Annotated in this window: 13 protein-coding genes and 1 other RNA gene; all 14 read right to left on the bottom strand. The window is 62.3% G+C overall.

Annotated elements, in window-relative coordinates:
• Window positions 1-4: 4 nt before the first annotated feature.
• Window positions 5-874 (bottom strand): cell division protein FtsQ/DivIB, encoded by an 870-nt coding sequence (locus tag JN756_RS05395; RefSeq protein ID WP_026139894.1) that lies wholly within the window; start codon window positions 872-874, stop codon window positions 5-7.
• Window positions 875-877: 3 nt separating this feature from the next.
• Entirely contained in the window at window positions 878-1,846 is a 969-nt protein-coding gene (locus tag JN756_RS05390) for a D-alanine--D-alanine ligase (protein ID WP_201021905.1), read from the bottom strand.
• The gene (gene murC / locus JN756_RS05385) at window positions 1,843-3,303 is read right to left on the bottom strand and encodes a UDP-N-acetylmuramate--L-alanine ligase (protein ID WP_201021904.1); all 1,461 of its coding nucleotides are present in this window, start codon (window positions 3,301-3,303) and stop codon (window positions 1,843-1,845) included. The genes JN756_RS05390 and murC overlap by 4 nt, the downstream gene beginning before the upstream one ends.
• Complete coding sequence (gene murG, locus JN756_RS05380; protein ID WP_046384652.1) at window positions 3,296-4,366, bottom strand: undecaprenyldiphospho-muramoylpentapeptide beta-N-acetylglucosaminyltransferase; 1,071 nt, start codon at window positions 4,364-4,366, stop codon at window positions 3,296-3,298. The genes murC and murG overlap by 8 nt, the downstream gene beginning before the upstream one ends.
• A complete protein-coding gene (gene ftsW, locus JN756_RS05375) occupies window positions 4,356-5,579 on the bottom strand; it encodes a putative lipid II flippase FtsW (protein WP_057004267.1) in 1,224 nt (407 codons plus the stop codon). The genes murG and ftsW overlap by 11 nt, the downstream gene beginning before the upstream one ends.
• On the bottom strand, window positions 5,576-6,922 hold the full coding sequence (gene murD / locus JN756_RS05370; RefSeq protein WP_177030174.1) for a UDP-N-acetylmuramoyl-L-alanine--D-glutamate ligase: 1,347 nt from the start codon (window positions 6,920-6,922) through the stop codon (window positions 5,576-5,578). Before murD ends, ftsW begins: the two co-directional genes overlap by 4 nt.
• A 6-nt stretch (window positions 6,923-6,928) precedes the next feature.
• Window positions 6,929-8,011 carry a phospho-N-acetylmuramoyl-pentapeptide-transferase gene (mraY, locus tag JN756_RS05365; protein WP_017845930.1) on the bottom strand — a complete coding sequence of 361 codons (1,083 nt, stop codon included), beginning with the start codon at window positions 8,009-8,011 and terminating at the stop codon, window positions 6,929-6,931.
• Complete coding sequence (locus JN756_RS05360; RefSeq protein ID WP_057004266.1) at window positions 8,011-9,381, bottom strand: UDP-N-acetylmuramoyl-tripeptide--D-alanyl-D-alanine ligase; 1,371 nt, start codon at window positions 9,379-9,381, stop codon at window positions 8,011-8,013. The genes mraY and JN756_RS05360 overlap by 1 nt, the downstream gene beginning before the upstream one ends.
• Window positions 9,374-10,837 carry a UDP-N-acetylmuramoyl-L-alanyl-D-glutamate--2,6-diaminopimelate ligase gene (locus JN756_RS05355; RefSeq protein WP_017845932.1) on the bottom strand — a complete coding sequence of 488 codons (1,464 nt, stop codon included), beginning with the start codon at window positions 10,835-10,837 and terminating at the stop codon, window positions 9,374-9,376. The genes JN756_RS05360 and JN756_RS05355 overlap by 8 nt, the downstream gene beginning before the upstream one ends.
• A complete protein-coding gene (locus JN756_RS05350; protein ID WP_164673122.1) occupies window positions 10,837-12,579 on the bottom strand; it encodes a peptidoglycan D,D-transpeptidase FtsI family protein in 1,743 nt (580 codons plus the stop codon). The genes JN756_RS05355 and JN756_RS05350 overlap by 1 nt, the downstream gene beginning before the upstream one ends.
• Window positions 12,579-12,872, bottom strand: a complete 294-nt coding sequence (ftsL, locus tag JN756_RS05345) for a cell division protein FtsL (RefSeq protein ID WP_017845934.1) — start codon at window positions 12,870-12,872, stop codon at window positions 12,579-12,581. Before ftsL ends, JN756_RS05350 begins: the two co-directional genes overlap by 1 nt.
• A complete protein-coding gene (rsmH, locus tag JN756_RS05340; protein ID WP_010213048.1) occupies window positions 12,869-13,816 on the bottom strand; it encodes a 16S rRNA (cytosine(1402)-N(4))-methyltransferase RsmH in 948 nt (315 codons plus the stop codon). Before rsmH ends, ftsL begins: the two co-directional genes overlap by 4 nt.
• Entirely contained in the window at window positions 13,813-14,268 is a 456-nt protein-coding gene (gene mraZ, locus JN756_RS05335; protein WP_003171868.1) for a division/cell wall cluster transcriptional repressor MraZ, read from the bottom strand. Before mraZ ends, rsmH begins: the two co-directional genes overlap by 4 nt.
• Window positions 14,269-14,623: 355 nt before the next feature.
• Window positions 14,624-14,977: RNase P RNA component class A (rnpB, locus tag JN756_RS05330), an RNA gene on the bottom strand.
• Window positions 14,978-15,025 lie beyond the last annotated feature (48 nt).

Raw genomic sequence — 15,025 nt, 5'->3', positions numbered from 1 at the left:
CTTCTTAATTCTTCGCGACAGCGGGTTGCGCTGCCGTGGGCGCAGCCGGTTCACGCCAGCCGACGGCAAGGCCGTTGGCGTAACGCAGGTCGACGCTCGCAATGTTCGTAATCTGTTCTTTCAAGGTCTTTTCATAGATGGCAATAAAGCGGCGCATCTTTTCCACCAAGCGGTCGCGTCCCAGCAACAACTCGATGCCCGGGCCGGAACTGCCTGCCCCGGTCGTCAAAAACCAGCTGCCCCGTTCACGCAATTCCAGGCGTGCAATGGAGAAGCCCAGCGGCCGCAGCATCTGGCTCAAGGCCTGGTACTGCTGCATCACTTGCTGCTGCGCCCGCTGCGGCCCGAACAGCTGCGGCAGGTGCTCGTAATTGGCCAGCTCACGCGGGGTGAACGCCTGGCCCTGGTTGTTCAACAGCGCCTCATCGCCCCAACGGGCCACGGGCAGTTGTTCTTCCAGGCGGATCGTCACCTGGTCCGGCCATACACGGCGGACTTCGGCGTGGGCGATCCACGGCATCTGCTCCAGCTCCCGGCGCATGCCGGCCAGGTCGATGGTGAAGAAGCTCGCCGCCAGGAACGGGCCGATGCGCTGCTGCACCGCTTGCTGGCTGATGTAGCTCAAGTCGCCCTGCACGCTGATCTTGGTGATCGGCCGGTCGGCATAAGGCAATAGACGCTGCGCGCCTTCGTAAGTGCCGAAGCCCAACACCACCAGCAACACCGGCCAGAACAGCGCCTTGAGGAAACCAAAGTTGGCTTTCGGCAGGCGCGCCGACATCGGCTCTTTAGCCACCATTCGGCTGGCACCCCGTGGCACCGGCTTGCGGCCGGGTGCGGGTGGGGGCTGATGACGAAGCGATGCGCCTTTCATGTCTTAGCCTCGCTGCCTTTCTTCACCGGCAACGCTGGCCGCCAGGATCGCCAGCACCAACTGCTGGAAATCCAGGCCGGCTGCGCGCGCGGCCATAGGGACCAGGCTGTGGTCGGTCATGCCCGGTGCGGTGTTGACTTCCAGGAACCAGAAATTCCCTTGGTCGTCCTGCATCACGTCTGCCCGCGCCCAACCGGCGATACCCAGCGCCTCACAGGCTTTCGCCGTGAGGTCCATCAATTCCTGTTCTTTGCTTGCGTCAAGGCCGCAGGGGATCCGGTACTGGGTATCGGAAGCCAGGTACTTGGCATCGTAATCGTAAAAAGTGTGGGGCGTGCCCAAGGCGATGGGCGGCAATACCTGGCCACGCAGGGTGGCGATGGTGTACTCGGGACCTTGGATCCACTGTTCCACCAACACTTGCGAATCGTAGGTACTTGCCGCTTTCCATGCGTCGATCAATTCGGCGGCCGAGTTCACTTTAGCCATGCCGATACTGGAGCCTTCATGGGCAGGTTTGACGATCAAAGGCAGGCCCAGTTCCTTGGCTGCAGAAATACAATCGTCTTCGCTGCACAGCACACTGTGACGCGGGGTAGGAATTCCCAGGCTGTGCCACACCTGCTTGGTGCGCAACTTGTCCATGGCCAGCGCCGAGGCGAGGATGCCGCTGCCGGTGTAAGGAATCCCGGCGCACTCCAGCAGGCCTTGCATGCTGCCGTCTTCACCACCACGGCCGTGCAGGATGATGAAGGCGCGGTCGATCTTCTCGACCTGCAGGCGTGCGAGGAAGTCGTCACCCACGTCGATCCCGAACGCATTCACGCCCGCGCTTTGCAGCGCTTCGAGCACGGCGTTGCCGGACTTGAGCGACACTTCACGCTCAGCGCTCTTACCGCCGAACAGCACGGCCACGCGGCCGAAGTCGGCAGGGGCGATGGTGGAGAACAGGGAGGCGTAGTTCGTGGTCATTTCGACTTCCCCTGTTCAGCAGCAAGTGCTTTGTTTACGAACAAGGGGCTCGCCAGCAATTTAGGCGCAAGGCCGCCGATATCACCGGCACCCTGGCACAGCAGGATGTCGCCGGCGCGCAGCAGCGGCTTGACGATCGGCGCCAGGTCCACACCACGCTCGATGTAGATCGGGTCCAACTGGCCGCGCTGACGGATGCTGTTGCACAGTTTGCGGCTGTCCGCCCCGGGGATCGGTTCTTCACCGGCCGGGTAGACTTCCATCAGCAGCAGCACGTTGGCATCGGCCAGTACATTGACGAAATCGTCATACAGGTCGCGGGTGCGGCTGTAGCGGTGCGGCTGGTAGACCATCACCAGGCGACGATCCGGCCAACCACCGCGCACGGCCTTGATCACGGCGGCGACTTCGGTCGGGTGGTGACCGTAGTCGTCCACCAGCATCACCTCGCCACCTTCCACCGGCAGTTGCCCGTAGACCTGGAAGCGCCGGCCCACGCCGGCAAAGCCCGACAGGCCCTCGACAATGGCTTCATCGCTGACGCCTTCATCGGAGGCAATGCAGATGGTCGCCAGGGAATTGAGCACGTTGTGGTTGCCCGGCATGTTCACCGACACGTCCAGCGGTTCGCGGTCCGGGCGCAGCACGGTGAAGAACGTCTGCATGCCTTGCTGGCGCACATTGATCGCACGCACGTCGGCGTCTTCGCTGAAGCCGTAGGTCACGGTCGGACGCTTGACCAGCGGCAGGATCTCGCGCACCACCGGGTCATCCAGGCACACCACTGCCAAACCGTAGAACGGCAGGTTATGCAGGAACTCGACGAAGGTTTTCTTCAACTTGTTGAAGTCGCCGTCGTAGGTCGCCATGTGGTCGGCGTCGATGTTGGTGACCACGGCCACCAGCGGTTGCAGGTGCAGGAAGCTGGCATCGCTTTCGTCAGCTTCGGCGATCAGGTAGCGGCTGGTGCCCAGTTGCGCATTGGTGCCGGCTGCATTCAGGCGGCCACCGATCACAAAGGTCGGGTCCAGGCCACCGGCGGCGAACACCGAGGCGATCAGGCTGGTGGTGGTGGTCTTGCCGTGGGTACCGGCGACAGCAATGCCATGGCGGTAGCGCATCAGCTCGGCCAGCATCTCGGCGCGGGGCACCACGGGAATGCGGCGCTCAAGGGCGCTGGCAACTTCCGGGTTGGAGGTGTTCACGGCGCTGGACACCACCAGCACGTCGGCCTCGACGGCGTTCTCGGCGCGGTGGCCGATGAAGATTTTCGCGCCGAAGGACTTCAGGCGCTCGGTGACCGGCGACTCTTTCAAGTCGGAGCCGGACACCTGGTAGCCCAGGTTCAACAATACTTCGGCAATGCCACACATGCCCACGCCGCCGATCCCGACGAAGTGGATACGACGGATGCGGCGCATTTCCGGTTGCGGCATGGCTTTCTGATTCTCAACCATGGGCCACCTCCAGGCAGATATCGACCACGGTGCGGGTTGCGTCAGGTTTGGCCAGGCGGCGTGCGGTGCTCGCCATGCTGTTGAGTCGTTCCGGTTGCATCAAAACCTCGGTCAGGCGTGCGGCCAAATCGGCGGCGCCAGTCGTTCTTTGCGGCAGTAGGAAGGCAGCGCCCTCCCCGGCCAAATATTCGGCGTTGCGGGTCTGGTGATCGTCGATCGCATGGGGCAAAGGCACCAGCAAGGACGGCAGACCGGCGGCGGCCAGTTCACTGACGGTCAGCGCACCAGCGCGACAGACCACCAGGTCGGCCCAGCCATAGGCTTGGGCCATGTCTTTGATGAAGGGCTGCACATCAGCCTCGACACCGGCCTCGCGATAACGCGTGGCGGTGACTTCATCGTGGTTCTTGCCGGCCTGGTGAAAGACCTGCGGGCGCACGTCCACAGGCAGTTGCGCCAGCGCTTGCGGTAGCAATTTATTCAGCGGCTCGGCGCCCAGGCTCCCGCCCAGGATCAGCAGGTGCGCCTTGCGCCCGGCCAAGGGCTGCCGGGCAATGTCCATAAACAGCTCGGTGCGTACCGGGTTGCCGGTGGTGCGGCGTTTGTCCGAGGCGCCGAAGGTATTCGGGAACGCTTCGCACACCCGCGCCGCCAGCGGCACCAGCAAGCGGTTGGCGGTGCCGGCGACAGCGTTCTGCTCATGCACGATCACCGGCACGCCCGCGAGCCTGGCCGCGACGCCGCCGGGGCCGGTCACGTAACCGCCGAAACCGAGCACACACACCGGCTGCAATTCACGGATGACCTTGCGCGCCTGCCACACCGCCTTGAGCAACACGAACGGTGCCTTGAGCAGCGACAGCTTGCCCTTGCCGCGCAGGCCCGTGACGTTGATCAAATGCAGCGGCAAGCCGGCGCTCGGCACCAGTTCGTTTTCGATACCACGCGGCGTTCCCAGCCAATGCACGCTGTAGCCACGGCTCTGGAATTCGCGCGCACAGGCCAGGGCCGGGAACACATGGCCCCCGGTGCCGCCTGCCATGATCAGCACGTTAGCGCCCATGGGTCGGCTCCTCGGCGAAGTCGCTTTCGCTGAACTCCATCTCTTCGCTGCCCAGGTGGGTTCGACTCTCCCACTCGATGCGCAGCAACAAGCCAAGACAGGCACAGCAGATCACCAGCGAACTGCCGCCGTAACTGAGGAACGGCAAGGTCAGGCCCTTGGTCGGCAGCAGGCCGACGTTCACGCCGATATTGATCAGGAACTGGCCGATCCACAGGAACGACAAGCCATACGCCACATACGCAGCGAAATACTGTTTGGCCTTCTCGGCCCACAAGCCGATGTACATGCCGCGCACACACACGAACACGAACAATGCGACGGTACACAGCGAACCGACCACGCCCAGCTCTTCGGCGAGCACCGAGAACACGAAGTCGGTGTGCGCTTCCGGCAGGTAGAATTGTTTCTGCACGCTGTTGCCCAGGCCCACGCCCAGCCACTCGCCGCGACCGAAGGCGATCAGCGCCTGGGTCAACTGATAGCCGGAGCCGAACTGGTCGGACCACGGGTCGGTAAAGGTGATCAGACGGGCCATCCGATAAGGTTGCGCCTGCACCAGCACGGTCACGGCAGCCACCGCCAGCACCACCATCAAGGTGAAGCGGAACAGCCCGACCCCGCCGAGGAACAGCATCGCCGCAGCGGCGCCCATCATCACGACGGTGGCCCCGAAGTCGGGTTCCATCAGCAACAGGCCGGCCATGGGCAGCAGCACGATGAACGGCTTGAAGAAGCCCATCCAGCTTTCACGCACTTCTTTCTGACGCCGCACCAGGTAGCCGGCGAGGTAGATCACCACGAACACCTTGGCAATTTCCGACGGCTGCACGTTGAACGCACCGAAGCCGATCCAGCGCATCGAACCGTTCACCTCGCGGCCGATGCCGGGCAGGATCACCATGATCAGCAAGCCAAACGCACCGATCAGCATCAGCCAGCCCAGACGCTGCCAGGTGGCGATGGGGATCATCATGGTGACGATGCACGCGCCGAGGCCGATCACTAGGTACACCAAATGACGGATCATCATGTACAGGGTGTTGCCCGACTGCACGGCCGCCACTTCGGAGGACGCCGACGTGATCATCACCAACCCAAGGCCCAGCAAAGCCAGGCAACCGGCGAGCATCGGGAAGTCGAGGTCGATGCCGCGTCCGGTAATGATCGGCGACGGGTACGGCTTGATGATGTTACGGAAGTTGAGATTCATGCCAAGGCCTCCACGGCGCGGGCGAACAGCTGGCCGCGCTCTTCGTAGTTCTTGAACATGTCGAAACTGGCGCACGCCGGCGACAGCAGCACCGCATCACCCGGCTGGGCCAGGGCTTTGCACTGGGCAATCGCGTCGTCGAGGGAGCTGGCACGCACTTGCGGCACCGCATCACCGAGGGCGGCAGCGATCAAGTCGGCATCGCGGCCGATCAGCACCACGGTGCGGCAATGGGCGGCCACCGGCCCCTTGAGGTCCTTGAAGTCGGCGCCTTTGCCGTCGCCACCGGCGATCAGCAACAGCTTGCCGTCGATATCGGCACCCAGGCCTTCGATGGCGGCCAGGGCCGCACCGACGTTGGTGGCCTTGGAGTCGTTGTAATAGCTGACGCCATTCAGGTCGCGGACCCACTGGCAGCGATGCTCGAGGCCGCCGAAGGTGCGCAGGCTCGCGAGCATGGCGTCGAACGGCAAGCCCACGGCATGCCCCAGCGCCAAGGCCGCGAGGGCATTGGATTGGTTGTGGGCGCCACGGATTTTCAGCTCGCGCACCGGCATCAGGTTCTGGAATTCGAAGGCCAGGTATTTCTCGCCGTTCTCTTCACGGATACCGAAGGCCTTGAAGTCGGGTTTGCCCAGGCCGAAGGTCCAGCACGGCAGGCCCTCGCCCATCAGCGGACGGCTCAGGGCATCCTGGCGGTTGACCACCACTTGTTTGGCGCCGCGGAAGATCCGGTGCTTGGCCAGGTGATAGGCCGGCAGGCCGCTGTAGCGGTCCATGTGGTCTTCGCTGACGTTCAATACGGTGGCCACTTCAGCGCCCAGGTCGTGGGTGGTTTCCAGCTGGAAGCTCGACAGTTCCATCACGTACAGCTCGACGTCGTCGCTGAGCAGGTCCAGCGCCGGGGTGCCGAGGTTGCCGCCCACGGCCACGCGCTTGCCGGCCGCAGCCGCCATCTCGCCGACCAGGGTGGTCACGGTGCTTTTCGCGTTGGAACCGCTGATCGCGATGATCGGCGCCTTCGCGTTGCGCGCGAACAGGTCGATATCGCCGGACAGCTTCACGCCACGCGCCGCCGCGGCTTGCAGGGCCGGTGTCGCCAGGGCCAGGCCGGGGCTCACGTAGAGCTCGTCGGCACGGCACAGAAACTCGACATCCAACTCGCCACAACGCACTTCCACGTGCGGGTAGTCACGGCGCAGCGTGACCAGCTCCGGTGGATTTTCCCGCGTATCGGCGACGGCAAACGACGTGCCCTGGTTCGCCAGGAAGCGAACCAGGGACATGCCGCTCTTGCCGAGGCCGACAACGATGCGGAAGTGGTCTGAAGCGATCAGGGACACTCGTTTCTACCTCAGTTTCAGGGTGGCAAGGCCGACCAGCACGAGAATCACGGTGATGATCCAGAATCGGACGATCACACGCGGCTCAGGCCAGCCCTTGAGTTCAAAGTGGTGGTGGATCGGCGCCATGCGGAACACGCGGCGCCCAGTCAATTTGAAGGAAGCCACCTGGATGACCACCGACAGGGTTTCCATCACGAACACACCGCCCATGATGAACAGCACGATTTCCTGGCGAACGATCACCGCGATGGTGCCCAGGGCCGCGCCCAGCGCCAGTGCGCCGACATCGCCCATGAACACTTGCGCGGGATAGGTGTTGAACCACAGGAAGCCCAGCCCGGCACCGATCAGCGCGCCGCAGAACACGATCAGTTCACCGGCGCCCGGCACATACGGGATCAGCAGGTATTCAGCGAATTTCACGTTACCCGACAGGTAGCAGAAGATGCCCAATGCGCCGCCCACCATCACCGTCGGCATGATCGCCAGGCCGTCGAGGCCGTCGGTCAGGTTCACCGCGTTGCTGGAGCCGACGATGACGAAGTAGGTCAGCACCACGAAGCCGATGCCCAGCGGAATGCTCGCATCCTTGAGCATCGGGATGATCAAGGTGGTCTCGACCGCGCTTGGAGCCGTCATGTAGAGGAAGATCGCGGCGGCCAGGCCGAACACCGACTGCCAGAAATACTTCCAGCGGCTTGGCAGCCCCTTGGAGTTTTTCTCGATCACTTTGCGATAGTCATCGACCCAGCCGATGGCGCCGAACAACAAGGTCACCAGCAGCACCACCCAAACGTAGCGGTTGTACAGGTCGGCCCAGAGCAAGGTGCTGATGCCGATGGACGACAGAATCAGCGCGCCGCCCATGGTCGGGGTGCCGGATTTGGACAGGTGCGACTGCGGGCCGTCATTGCGAACCGATTGACCAATTTGCAGGCTCTGCAGGGTGCGGATCATCCACGGCCCCAGGAACAGCGACAGAGACAGCGCGGTCAGCACGCCCAGAATCCCGCGCAGGGTCAGGTACTGGAAGACCGCGAAGCCTTTGTGGAACTGTTGCAGATACTCAGCCAGCAGCAGCAGCATTAATGTTTCTCCGTACTTGAGCCACACAAGGCCACGACGACGTTTTCCATCACCGCGCTGCGCGATCCCTTGATCAAAATGGTTGTGTGTTTGTCTTGTTCGCCCGCACGCAGCGCCTGGATCAACTCGGCCTGGGTGGCGAAATGCCGCGCACCGGGGCCGAAGGCATTGACGGCATGAGCCATGTTCGGGCCGACGGCGTAGAGCGCGTCGACTTTGCCGTTGGCGTAAGCGCCGACTTCCCGATGGGACTGTTCGGCCCAATCGCCCAGTTCGGCGATATCACCCAGCACCAGCACCTTGCGCCCATCGAAACCCTTGAGCAGGTCGATGGCGGCGCAGACCGAGGACTGGTTGGCGTTGTAAGTGTCATCGATCACGCGCATGCCATTGCTGGCCAATTGCGCGACGGTACGGCCCTTGACCGGTTGCACCGCGCCCAGGCCGGTGGCGATGCCAAACAGCGACACGCCCAGGGCGTAAGCCGCAGCCGCGGCCGCCAAGGCATTGGCGATGTTATGGTTGCCCAGCAGGTTCAACTGCACATGCTGCTCGCCTTGCGGCGAATGCAAGGTAAAGGACGGGCAACCACGGGCGTCGACCGCGATGTTCGACGCGTGGAAATCGGCCGCAGCATTCAGCACGGCGAACGTCAGCACCTTGCGACCGGCGGCGCGTACACGCCAGGTCTCGAAGGCCTTGTCGTCAAGATTCAACACAGCTATGCCCGAGGCATCGAGGCCTTCGAGGATTTCGCCCTTGGCTTCGACGATTTTTTCCGGGCCGCCGAACTCGCCGACGTGGGCAGTCCCGGCGTTGTTGATAATTGCCACGTGAGGCTTGGTCAGCGCCACGGTGTAGGCAATTTCGCCAATACGCGAAGCGCCCAACTCGATCACGGCCGCCGTGTGTTCCGGGGCCAGTTCGAGCAGGGTCAGCGGTGCGCCGAAATCGTTGTTCAGGTTGCCACGGGTGGCCAGCACCGGCCCGCGCGTGCGCAGGACACCGGCGAGCAGTTCCTTGACCGTGGTCTTGCCGCTGGAGCCGGTGATCGCGGCCACCGGCTTGGTGAACGCCGCACGGTTCAGCGCACCCAGTTGGCCCAAGGCCAGGCGCGTGTCGGCCACCAGCAATTGCGGCAGGGTGGAGTCCGTCACTTCGCGTTGCACCAGGGCACCGACCGCGCCTTTGGCGGCGACTTCATTCAGGTAGTCATGGCCGTCGAAACGCGGACCGGCCAGGGCAACAAACAGTTGACCCGGCTTGATCGCACGGCTATCGATACTGACGCCATTGAAACTGCAATCACCCGACAGCATGCGCGCCGAGAGGGCCTGGGTCAGCTCGCTGAATTTCATCGCTTTAAGCATGGGCGACCTCCCAGGCGGTCAAGGCATGATCGGCCTCGACCAGATCGGAGAAAGCGTGGCGCTCGCCGTTGATTTCCTGGTAGTCCTCGTGACCTTTACCAGCCAGTACCACGACATCGTCGACGCTGGCGCTGGCGATCAATTGGGCAATGGCCGCACCGCGACCGGCAATGAAACTGGCTTTGGATGGGTCTTTGAAGCCGACGCGGATGTCGTCGAAAATCTGGCTCGGGTCTTCGCTGCGCGGGTTGTCGTCGGTGACGAGCACGCCATCGGCCAGACGCTCGACAATCTCGGCCATCAATGGACGCTTGCCGCGATCGCGATCACCGCCACAGCCGAACAGGCACAGCAACTTGCCCTTGGCGTGTGGGCGCAGGGCCAGCAGGACTTTTTCCAGTGCGTCCGGGGTGTGGGCGTAATCGACCACCACCAGAGGCTGCGAACCGCCGCCCAGACGTTGCATGCGACCGGCCGGGCCTTCCAGCTTCGGCAGCACGCGCAGGATTTCATCGAGCGCGTAATCCAGGCCGAGTAGCGCACCGATCGCCGCGAGGACGTTGCTCAGGTTGAAACGACCCAGCAAGGTGCTGCGCAAATGGTGCTCGCCCTGCGGCGTCACCAACGTGGCGCGCACGCCCTCGTCATTGAATTGGGCTTCGCGGCAATACAGATAGGCGCGGGAGTCTTCCAGGCTGTAGCTGATCAGGCGCGCTTCGCTGTCTTGGGCAGCCAACTCGCGGCCGAACGCGTCATCCAGGTTCACCACGCGGCACTTCAGGTCGTTCCAGGCAAACAGCTTGGCCTTCTCGGCGGCGTAGGCTTGCATGGTGCCGTGGTAGTCCAGGTGATCGCGGGACAGGTTGGTCATCACCGCCACATCGAAAGCCAGCGCAGCAACGCGGCCCTGGTGCAAACCGTGGGACGACACTTCCATGGCAACCGCCTTGGCACCGGCCTTTTTCAGGTCGGCCAGGGTCGCTTGCACGGCGATCGGGTTCGGCGTGGTGTGCAGGCCGCTTTGCAGCGCGCCATAGAAACCGGTGCCCAGGGTGCCGACGATGCCGCAGTGCTGGCCCAACAGGTCAAGCGCCTGGGCGACCAGTTGGGTCACGCTGGTCTTGCCGTTGGTGCCGGTCACGCCAATCAGGTTCAGGTGGCGGCTCGGATCGCCGTAGAAACGCCCGGCGATGTCCGACAGTTGCGCGGCCAGGCCCTTGACGGGAATCAACGGCACGTCGGTGATCGGCAGCACGGTGGCACCGTCCACTTCATACGCCACGGCGGCGGCGCCGCGTTGCAGGGCATCGGCGATGTGCGCGCGGCCATCGTATTTACCGCCAGGCACCGCCAGGAACAGGTCCCCGGCGCGTACATTACGACTGTCCAGCGTCAGCTCGCGAATCAGCAGATCGCGACCGGCATGGGCAAAAATCTTGTTCAGGCTAAGAGACATCAGCCGCGCCCTCCATTGGCTTTTACCGCGGCGGCCGGTGGTCCGGCGTTCGCTTGTTGGGTCGGCGGCAGGTTGTCCGGCGTGATGTTCATCAGGCGCAGGGTGCCGGACATCACTTTGCTGAACACCGGCGCCGACACCAGGCCACCGAAGTAGCCCGCTTTACTCGGTTCATCGATCACGACGACGATGGCATAGCGCGGGTCGCTCATCGGGCCGAAACCGGCGAACAGCGAGCGATAGGAGTTCTCGGCATAGCCTTTGGTGCCGACCGAGGTCTTACGCGCAGTACCCGACTTGCCGGCCACGTGATACGCCGGCACCTGGGCGCGGAATACGCCACGCGGTGCTTCGATCACTTGTTGCAGCATGCCTTGCATGGTCTTGGCGACGTTTTCCGGAATCACCTGGGTCGCTTTCGGCGCTTCGTCGACGTGGATCAGGCTCAAAGGAACCATCCGACCGTTATTGGCCAATACAGAGAAAGCGTGGGCCAGTTGGATCGCGGTCACCGACAGGCCATAGCCGTAGGACAGCGTAGCGGTCTCGGCTTTTTTCCAGTCGCGGTAGTTCGGCAGGTTGCCCACGCGCTCACCCGGGAAGTCCAGGCCGGTGGGTTGGCCCAAGCCGATCTTTTGCGCCAGGTGGTAGATGGTTTCGCCGCCGATATCGAAGGCGACCTTACTCATGCCCACGTTACTGGAGTTGATCAGGATACCTGTCAGATCCAACACCGGGCCTTCGGTACGCGACACGTCACGAATGGTGTATTTGCCCAACTGCAGGGTGCCGGGGTAGACCTCGACCTTGTCGCTGGGCTTCCAGCGCCCGGTTTCCAGGGCGGCACTCATGGAGATGGCTTTCATGGTCGAACCCGGCTCGAACACGTCGATCATCGCGCGGTTGCGCATCATCGCCGGTTGCAGGTTGCGACGGTTGTTCGGGTTGTAGGTCGGCTGGTTGACCATGGCGAGGATCTCGCCGGTCTTCACGTCCATGATCACCAGGCTGCCGGCCTTCGCGCCGTTCTCGATGATCGCGTTACGCAGCTCGCGGTTGGCCAGGTATTGCAGGCGCAGGTCAATCGACAACGCCAAGGGCTTGCCGGCCTTGGCGTTTTTGGTGACTTGGACGTCTTTGATCAGTCTGCCGCGCCGATCCTTGATGACCTGTCGCTTGCCGGGCACGCCGGCCAGCCATTCATCGTAGGCCAGCTCAACCCCTTCGCGACCATGGTCGTCGATGTCGGTAAAGCCAACCATGTGCGCGGTGGTTTCACCGGCCGGGTAGAAACGGCGGAATTCCTCGATGCCATAGACACCGGGGACCTTGAGGTCGAGCACTTGCTGGCCCTGTTCGGGGGTGAGGCCGCGAACCAGGTAGATGAATTCTTTATTGGCCTGGGCTTCCAGGCGCTCGGCCAGGGCTTTCGGGTCCTGACCCAACGCGGCAGCCAGTTGTGGCCACTTGTCCTTGGCTACCTGCAATTCCTTGGCGTTGGCCCACAGCGTGGTCACCGGCGTACTGACGGCCAGGGGCTCGCCGTTACGGTCGGTGATCAGGCCGCGGTGTGCTGGAATCGGAATATGTCGCAGGCTACGAGCATCGCCCTGGCCGATCAGGAAGTCGCGGTCGACCACCTGCAGGTCGATGATCCGCCAGGCGATGGCGCCGACCATCAAGGCCAGCAAGCCGAGCATCAGGCGGAAGCGCCACGGGTAAAGTGCGCCTTCGAGTTTCATCATGGCGCCACCATTCGAACTTCGGCCGCGCCAGGGATGTGCATCTTCAACTGTTCGGTGGCCAGTATTTCGATGCGGCTGTGGGCGGTCCAGGTGCTTTGCTCGAGGATCAACCGGCCCCACTCCGCCTGCGCTTTATCACGCACACTCAATTCGCCGTACAGGGTATTGAGCAGTTGGCGGTTGTAATGGGCGCTGTAGGACACCGCAATCGCGGACACCAGCACGCCGATAAACAGCAGCAACATAAAGAAGCTGCCGCCCGGGAGGGGCTTGGCGAAGAGCCTGCTCACCGCAACTTCTCCGCGACGCGCATGACGGCGCTACGGGAGCGTGGGTTGGCCTTGAGTTCAGCTTCGGAAGCGAACTGCGCCTTGCCATGGATTTTGATTTTCGGCACGAAGGCTTCGAAACGCACCGGCAGGTTGCGTGGCAGGTTGTCGGATTCACCCTTGACCAGGCGACGCATGAACAGTTTGACGATGCGGTCTTCCAGGGAGTGGAAGCTGATCACCACCAGGCGCCCGCCCACTTCCAAGGCTTCCAGCGCGGCTTCGAGGCCGGCTTCCAGATCGCCCAACTCATTGTTGACGTGAATGCGCAGGCCCTGGAACGCACGGGTCGCCGGGTTCTTGCCCTTTTCCCAGGCAGGGTTGGCGACTTTCAGCACTTCCGCCAGGTCGGCGGTGCGCTCGAACGGCTGGATTTCGCGGCGCTCGACCACGGCGCGCGCCATGCGACCGGCGAAGCGTTCTTCACCGTATTCCTTGAACACACGGGCGATTTCTTCCACCGGCGCGGTGGCGATGAACTGGGCGGCACTGACACCACGGGTGGGGTCCATACGCATATCCAGCGGGCCGTCGTTCATGAAACTGAAACCGCGCTCCGGGTCATCGAGCTGCGGCGAGGACACGCCCAGGTCGAGCAAAACCCCGGCCACCTTGCCTGCCATGCCGCGCTCGGCGACTTCGGCACCCAGCTCGGCAAAGCTGCGTTGTACAACGACAAAGCGGCCGTCTTCGGCCGCTAGCGCTTGCCCGGTGGCAATCGCCTGGGGGTCTTTGTCGAACCCGAGGAGTTTACCGTCGGGCCCGAGCTGGCTGAGTATCAACCGGCTGTGCCCGCCCCTGCCGAAGGTGCCATCCAGATAGCAGCCATCCGCGCGTACGGCGAGAGCCTCAACGGCTTCGTCAAGCAGTACGGTGATGTGGTTAAAGCCGCTATCAATAGTCACAAGATCAAATCACGCAGTTCATCAGGCATGGCGCCCGGTTGTTGAATAGCAGCCAGGTCAGCTGCAGAAACAGCATCCCAAGCATCTTCGTCCCACAATTGGAACTTGTTCAGTTGGCCCACCAGCATTGCGCGCTTGTCGAGCTTGGCGTACTCGCGCAGACGCGGGGGCACCAGGAAACGACCACTGCCATCGAGTTCGAGGTCGACGGCATTACCGATCAGCAAACGCTGCAGACGGCGGTTTTCTTCACGCAATGAAGGCAAGGCACGCAGTTTGGTTTCAATCAACTCCCACTCATCGAGGGGGTAAACGCATAAACAAGGGTCAACGGCATCGATCGTGATGATTAACTGCCCGGAACTTCGCGAAATCAGCTCGTCACGATACCGGCTCGGCATAGCGAGACGGCCTTTTGCATCGAGACTGATAGCGTTAGCTCCGCGAAACACAGATGCGTTTCTCCAAATTTTAGCGCTTTACGTTAAAAAAACCCACTTTGTGCCACTTTCCGCCACTTGCGCACACTATAGGAATGCGCCCACCACACCGTCAAGGCGCGGATTCAAGGAAAAGCCTTACAGAACGGAGATTTAGGAGCGCAAGAGGAGGAGAAATCAGAGTTCAGCGGTATTTTTGGCTCAATAAGCACAAATAGCTCAAAGAGCTATGCTTCAAAGTTAAAGTAATTTATTAAGAGTAAGATTTTTTTGGTATTACCAAGATGCATCTGCCAATGATTTGGCAGGGAGGGATTCTTGCGTTACTACCGGGTTTCTGCACGAGATTCGGACAGAAGGAAAAAAGGTGGAGAGTCGATCTATAAGCCGGGTTCTGTCTTGAACAGTCATTCGTCTACGATGGCCATCACTGGACATCTTTAGCAACCTACCCGGTCCCAGCGCGGGCCACGCCTTGGGACCCTATTTGGTCTTGCTCCAAGTGGGGTTTACCTAGCCACGAACTGTTGCCAGACGTGCGGTGCGCTCTTACCGCACCTTTTCACCCTTACCGGCACCGAAGTGCTTAGGCGGTTATTTTCTGTGGCACTTTCCGTAGGCTCACGCCTCCCAGGCATTACCTGGCACTTCGCCCTATGGAGCCCGGACTTTCCTCCCCCCCCTAATTTTCATAGAGGGCAGCGACTGTCCAATCGACTCTCCGCCGCGCAGGTTAACGGCACGACGGAGTTAGGACAAGTATTAAAAG

The sequence above is a fragment of the Pseudomonas sp. Y39-6 genome, from assembly GCF_023651955.1.
Classification (GTDB): Bacteria; Pseudomonadota; Gammaproteobacteria; order Pseudomonadales; family Pseudomonadaceae; genus Aquipseudomonas; species Aquipseudomonas veronii.
Note: the sequence above shows the minus strand (reverse complement) of the source record. Positions and strands in the feature narration are given on the sequence as shown.

What these genes read in the sequence shown, in the direction of transcription:
- ftsW (WP_057004267.1), bottom strand. Translation starts at nt 5,579, where the DNA reads ATGAATCTCAACTTCCGTAACATCATCAAGCCGTACCCGTCGCCGATC.
- JN756_RS05390 (WP_201021905.1), bottom strand. Translation starts at nt 1,846, where the DNA reads ATGACCACGAACTACGCCTCCCTGTTCTCCACCATCGCCCCTGCCGAC.
- murG (WP_046384652.1), bottom strand. Translation starts at nt 4,366, where the DNA reads ATGGGCGCTAACGTGCTGATCATGGCAGGCGGCACCGGGGGCCATGTG.
- JN756_RS05350 (WP_164673122.1), bottom strand. Translation starts at nt 12,579, where the DNA reads ATGAAACTCGAAGGCGCACTTTACCCGTGGCGCTTCCGCCTGATGCTC.
- JN756_RS05360 (WP_057004266.1), bottom strand. Translation starts at nt 9,381, where the DNA reads ATGCTTAAAGCGATGAAATTCAGCGAGCTGACCCAGGCCCTCTCGGCG.
- JN756_RS05395 (WP_026139894.1), bottom strand. Translation starts at nt 874, where the DNA reads ATGAAAGGCGCATCGCTTCGTCATCAGCCCCCACCCGCACCCGGCCGC.
- murC (WP_201021904.1), bottom strand. Translation starts at nt 3,303, where the DNA reads ATGGTTGAGAATCAGAAAGCCATGCCGCAACCGGAAATGCGCCGCATC.
- mraY (WP_017845930.1), bottom strand. Translation starts at nt 8,011, where the DNA reads ATGCTGCTGCTGCTGGCTGAGTATCTGCAACAGTTCCACAAAGGCTTC.
- JN756_RS05355 (WP_017845932.1), bottom strand. Translation starts at nt 10,837, where the DNA reads ATGTCTCTTAGCCTGAACAAGATTTTTGCCCATGCCGGTCGCGATCTG.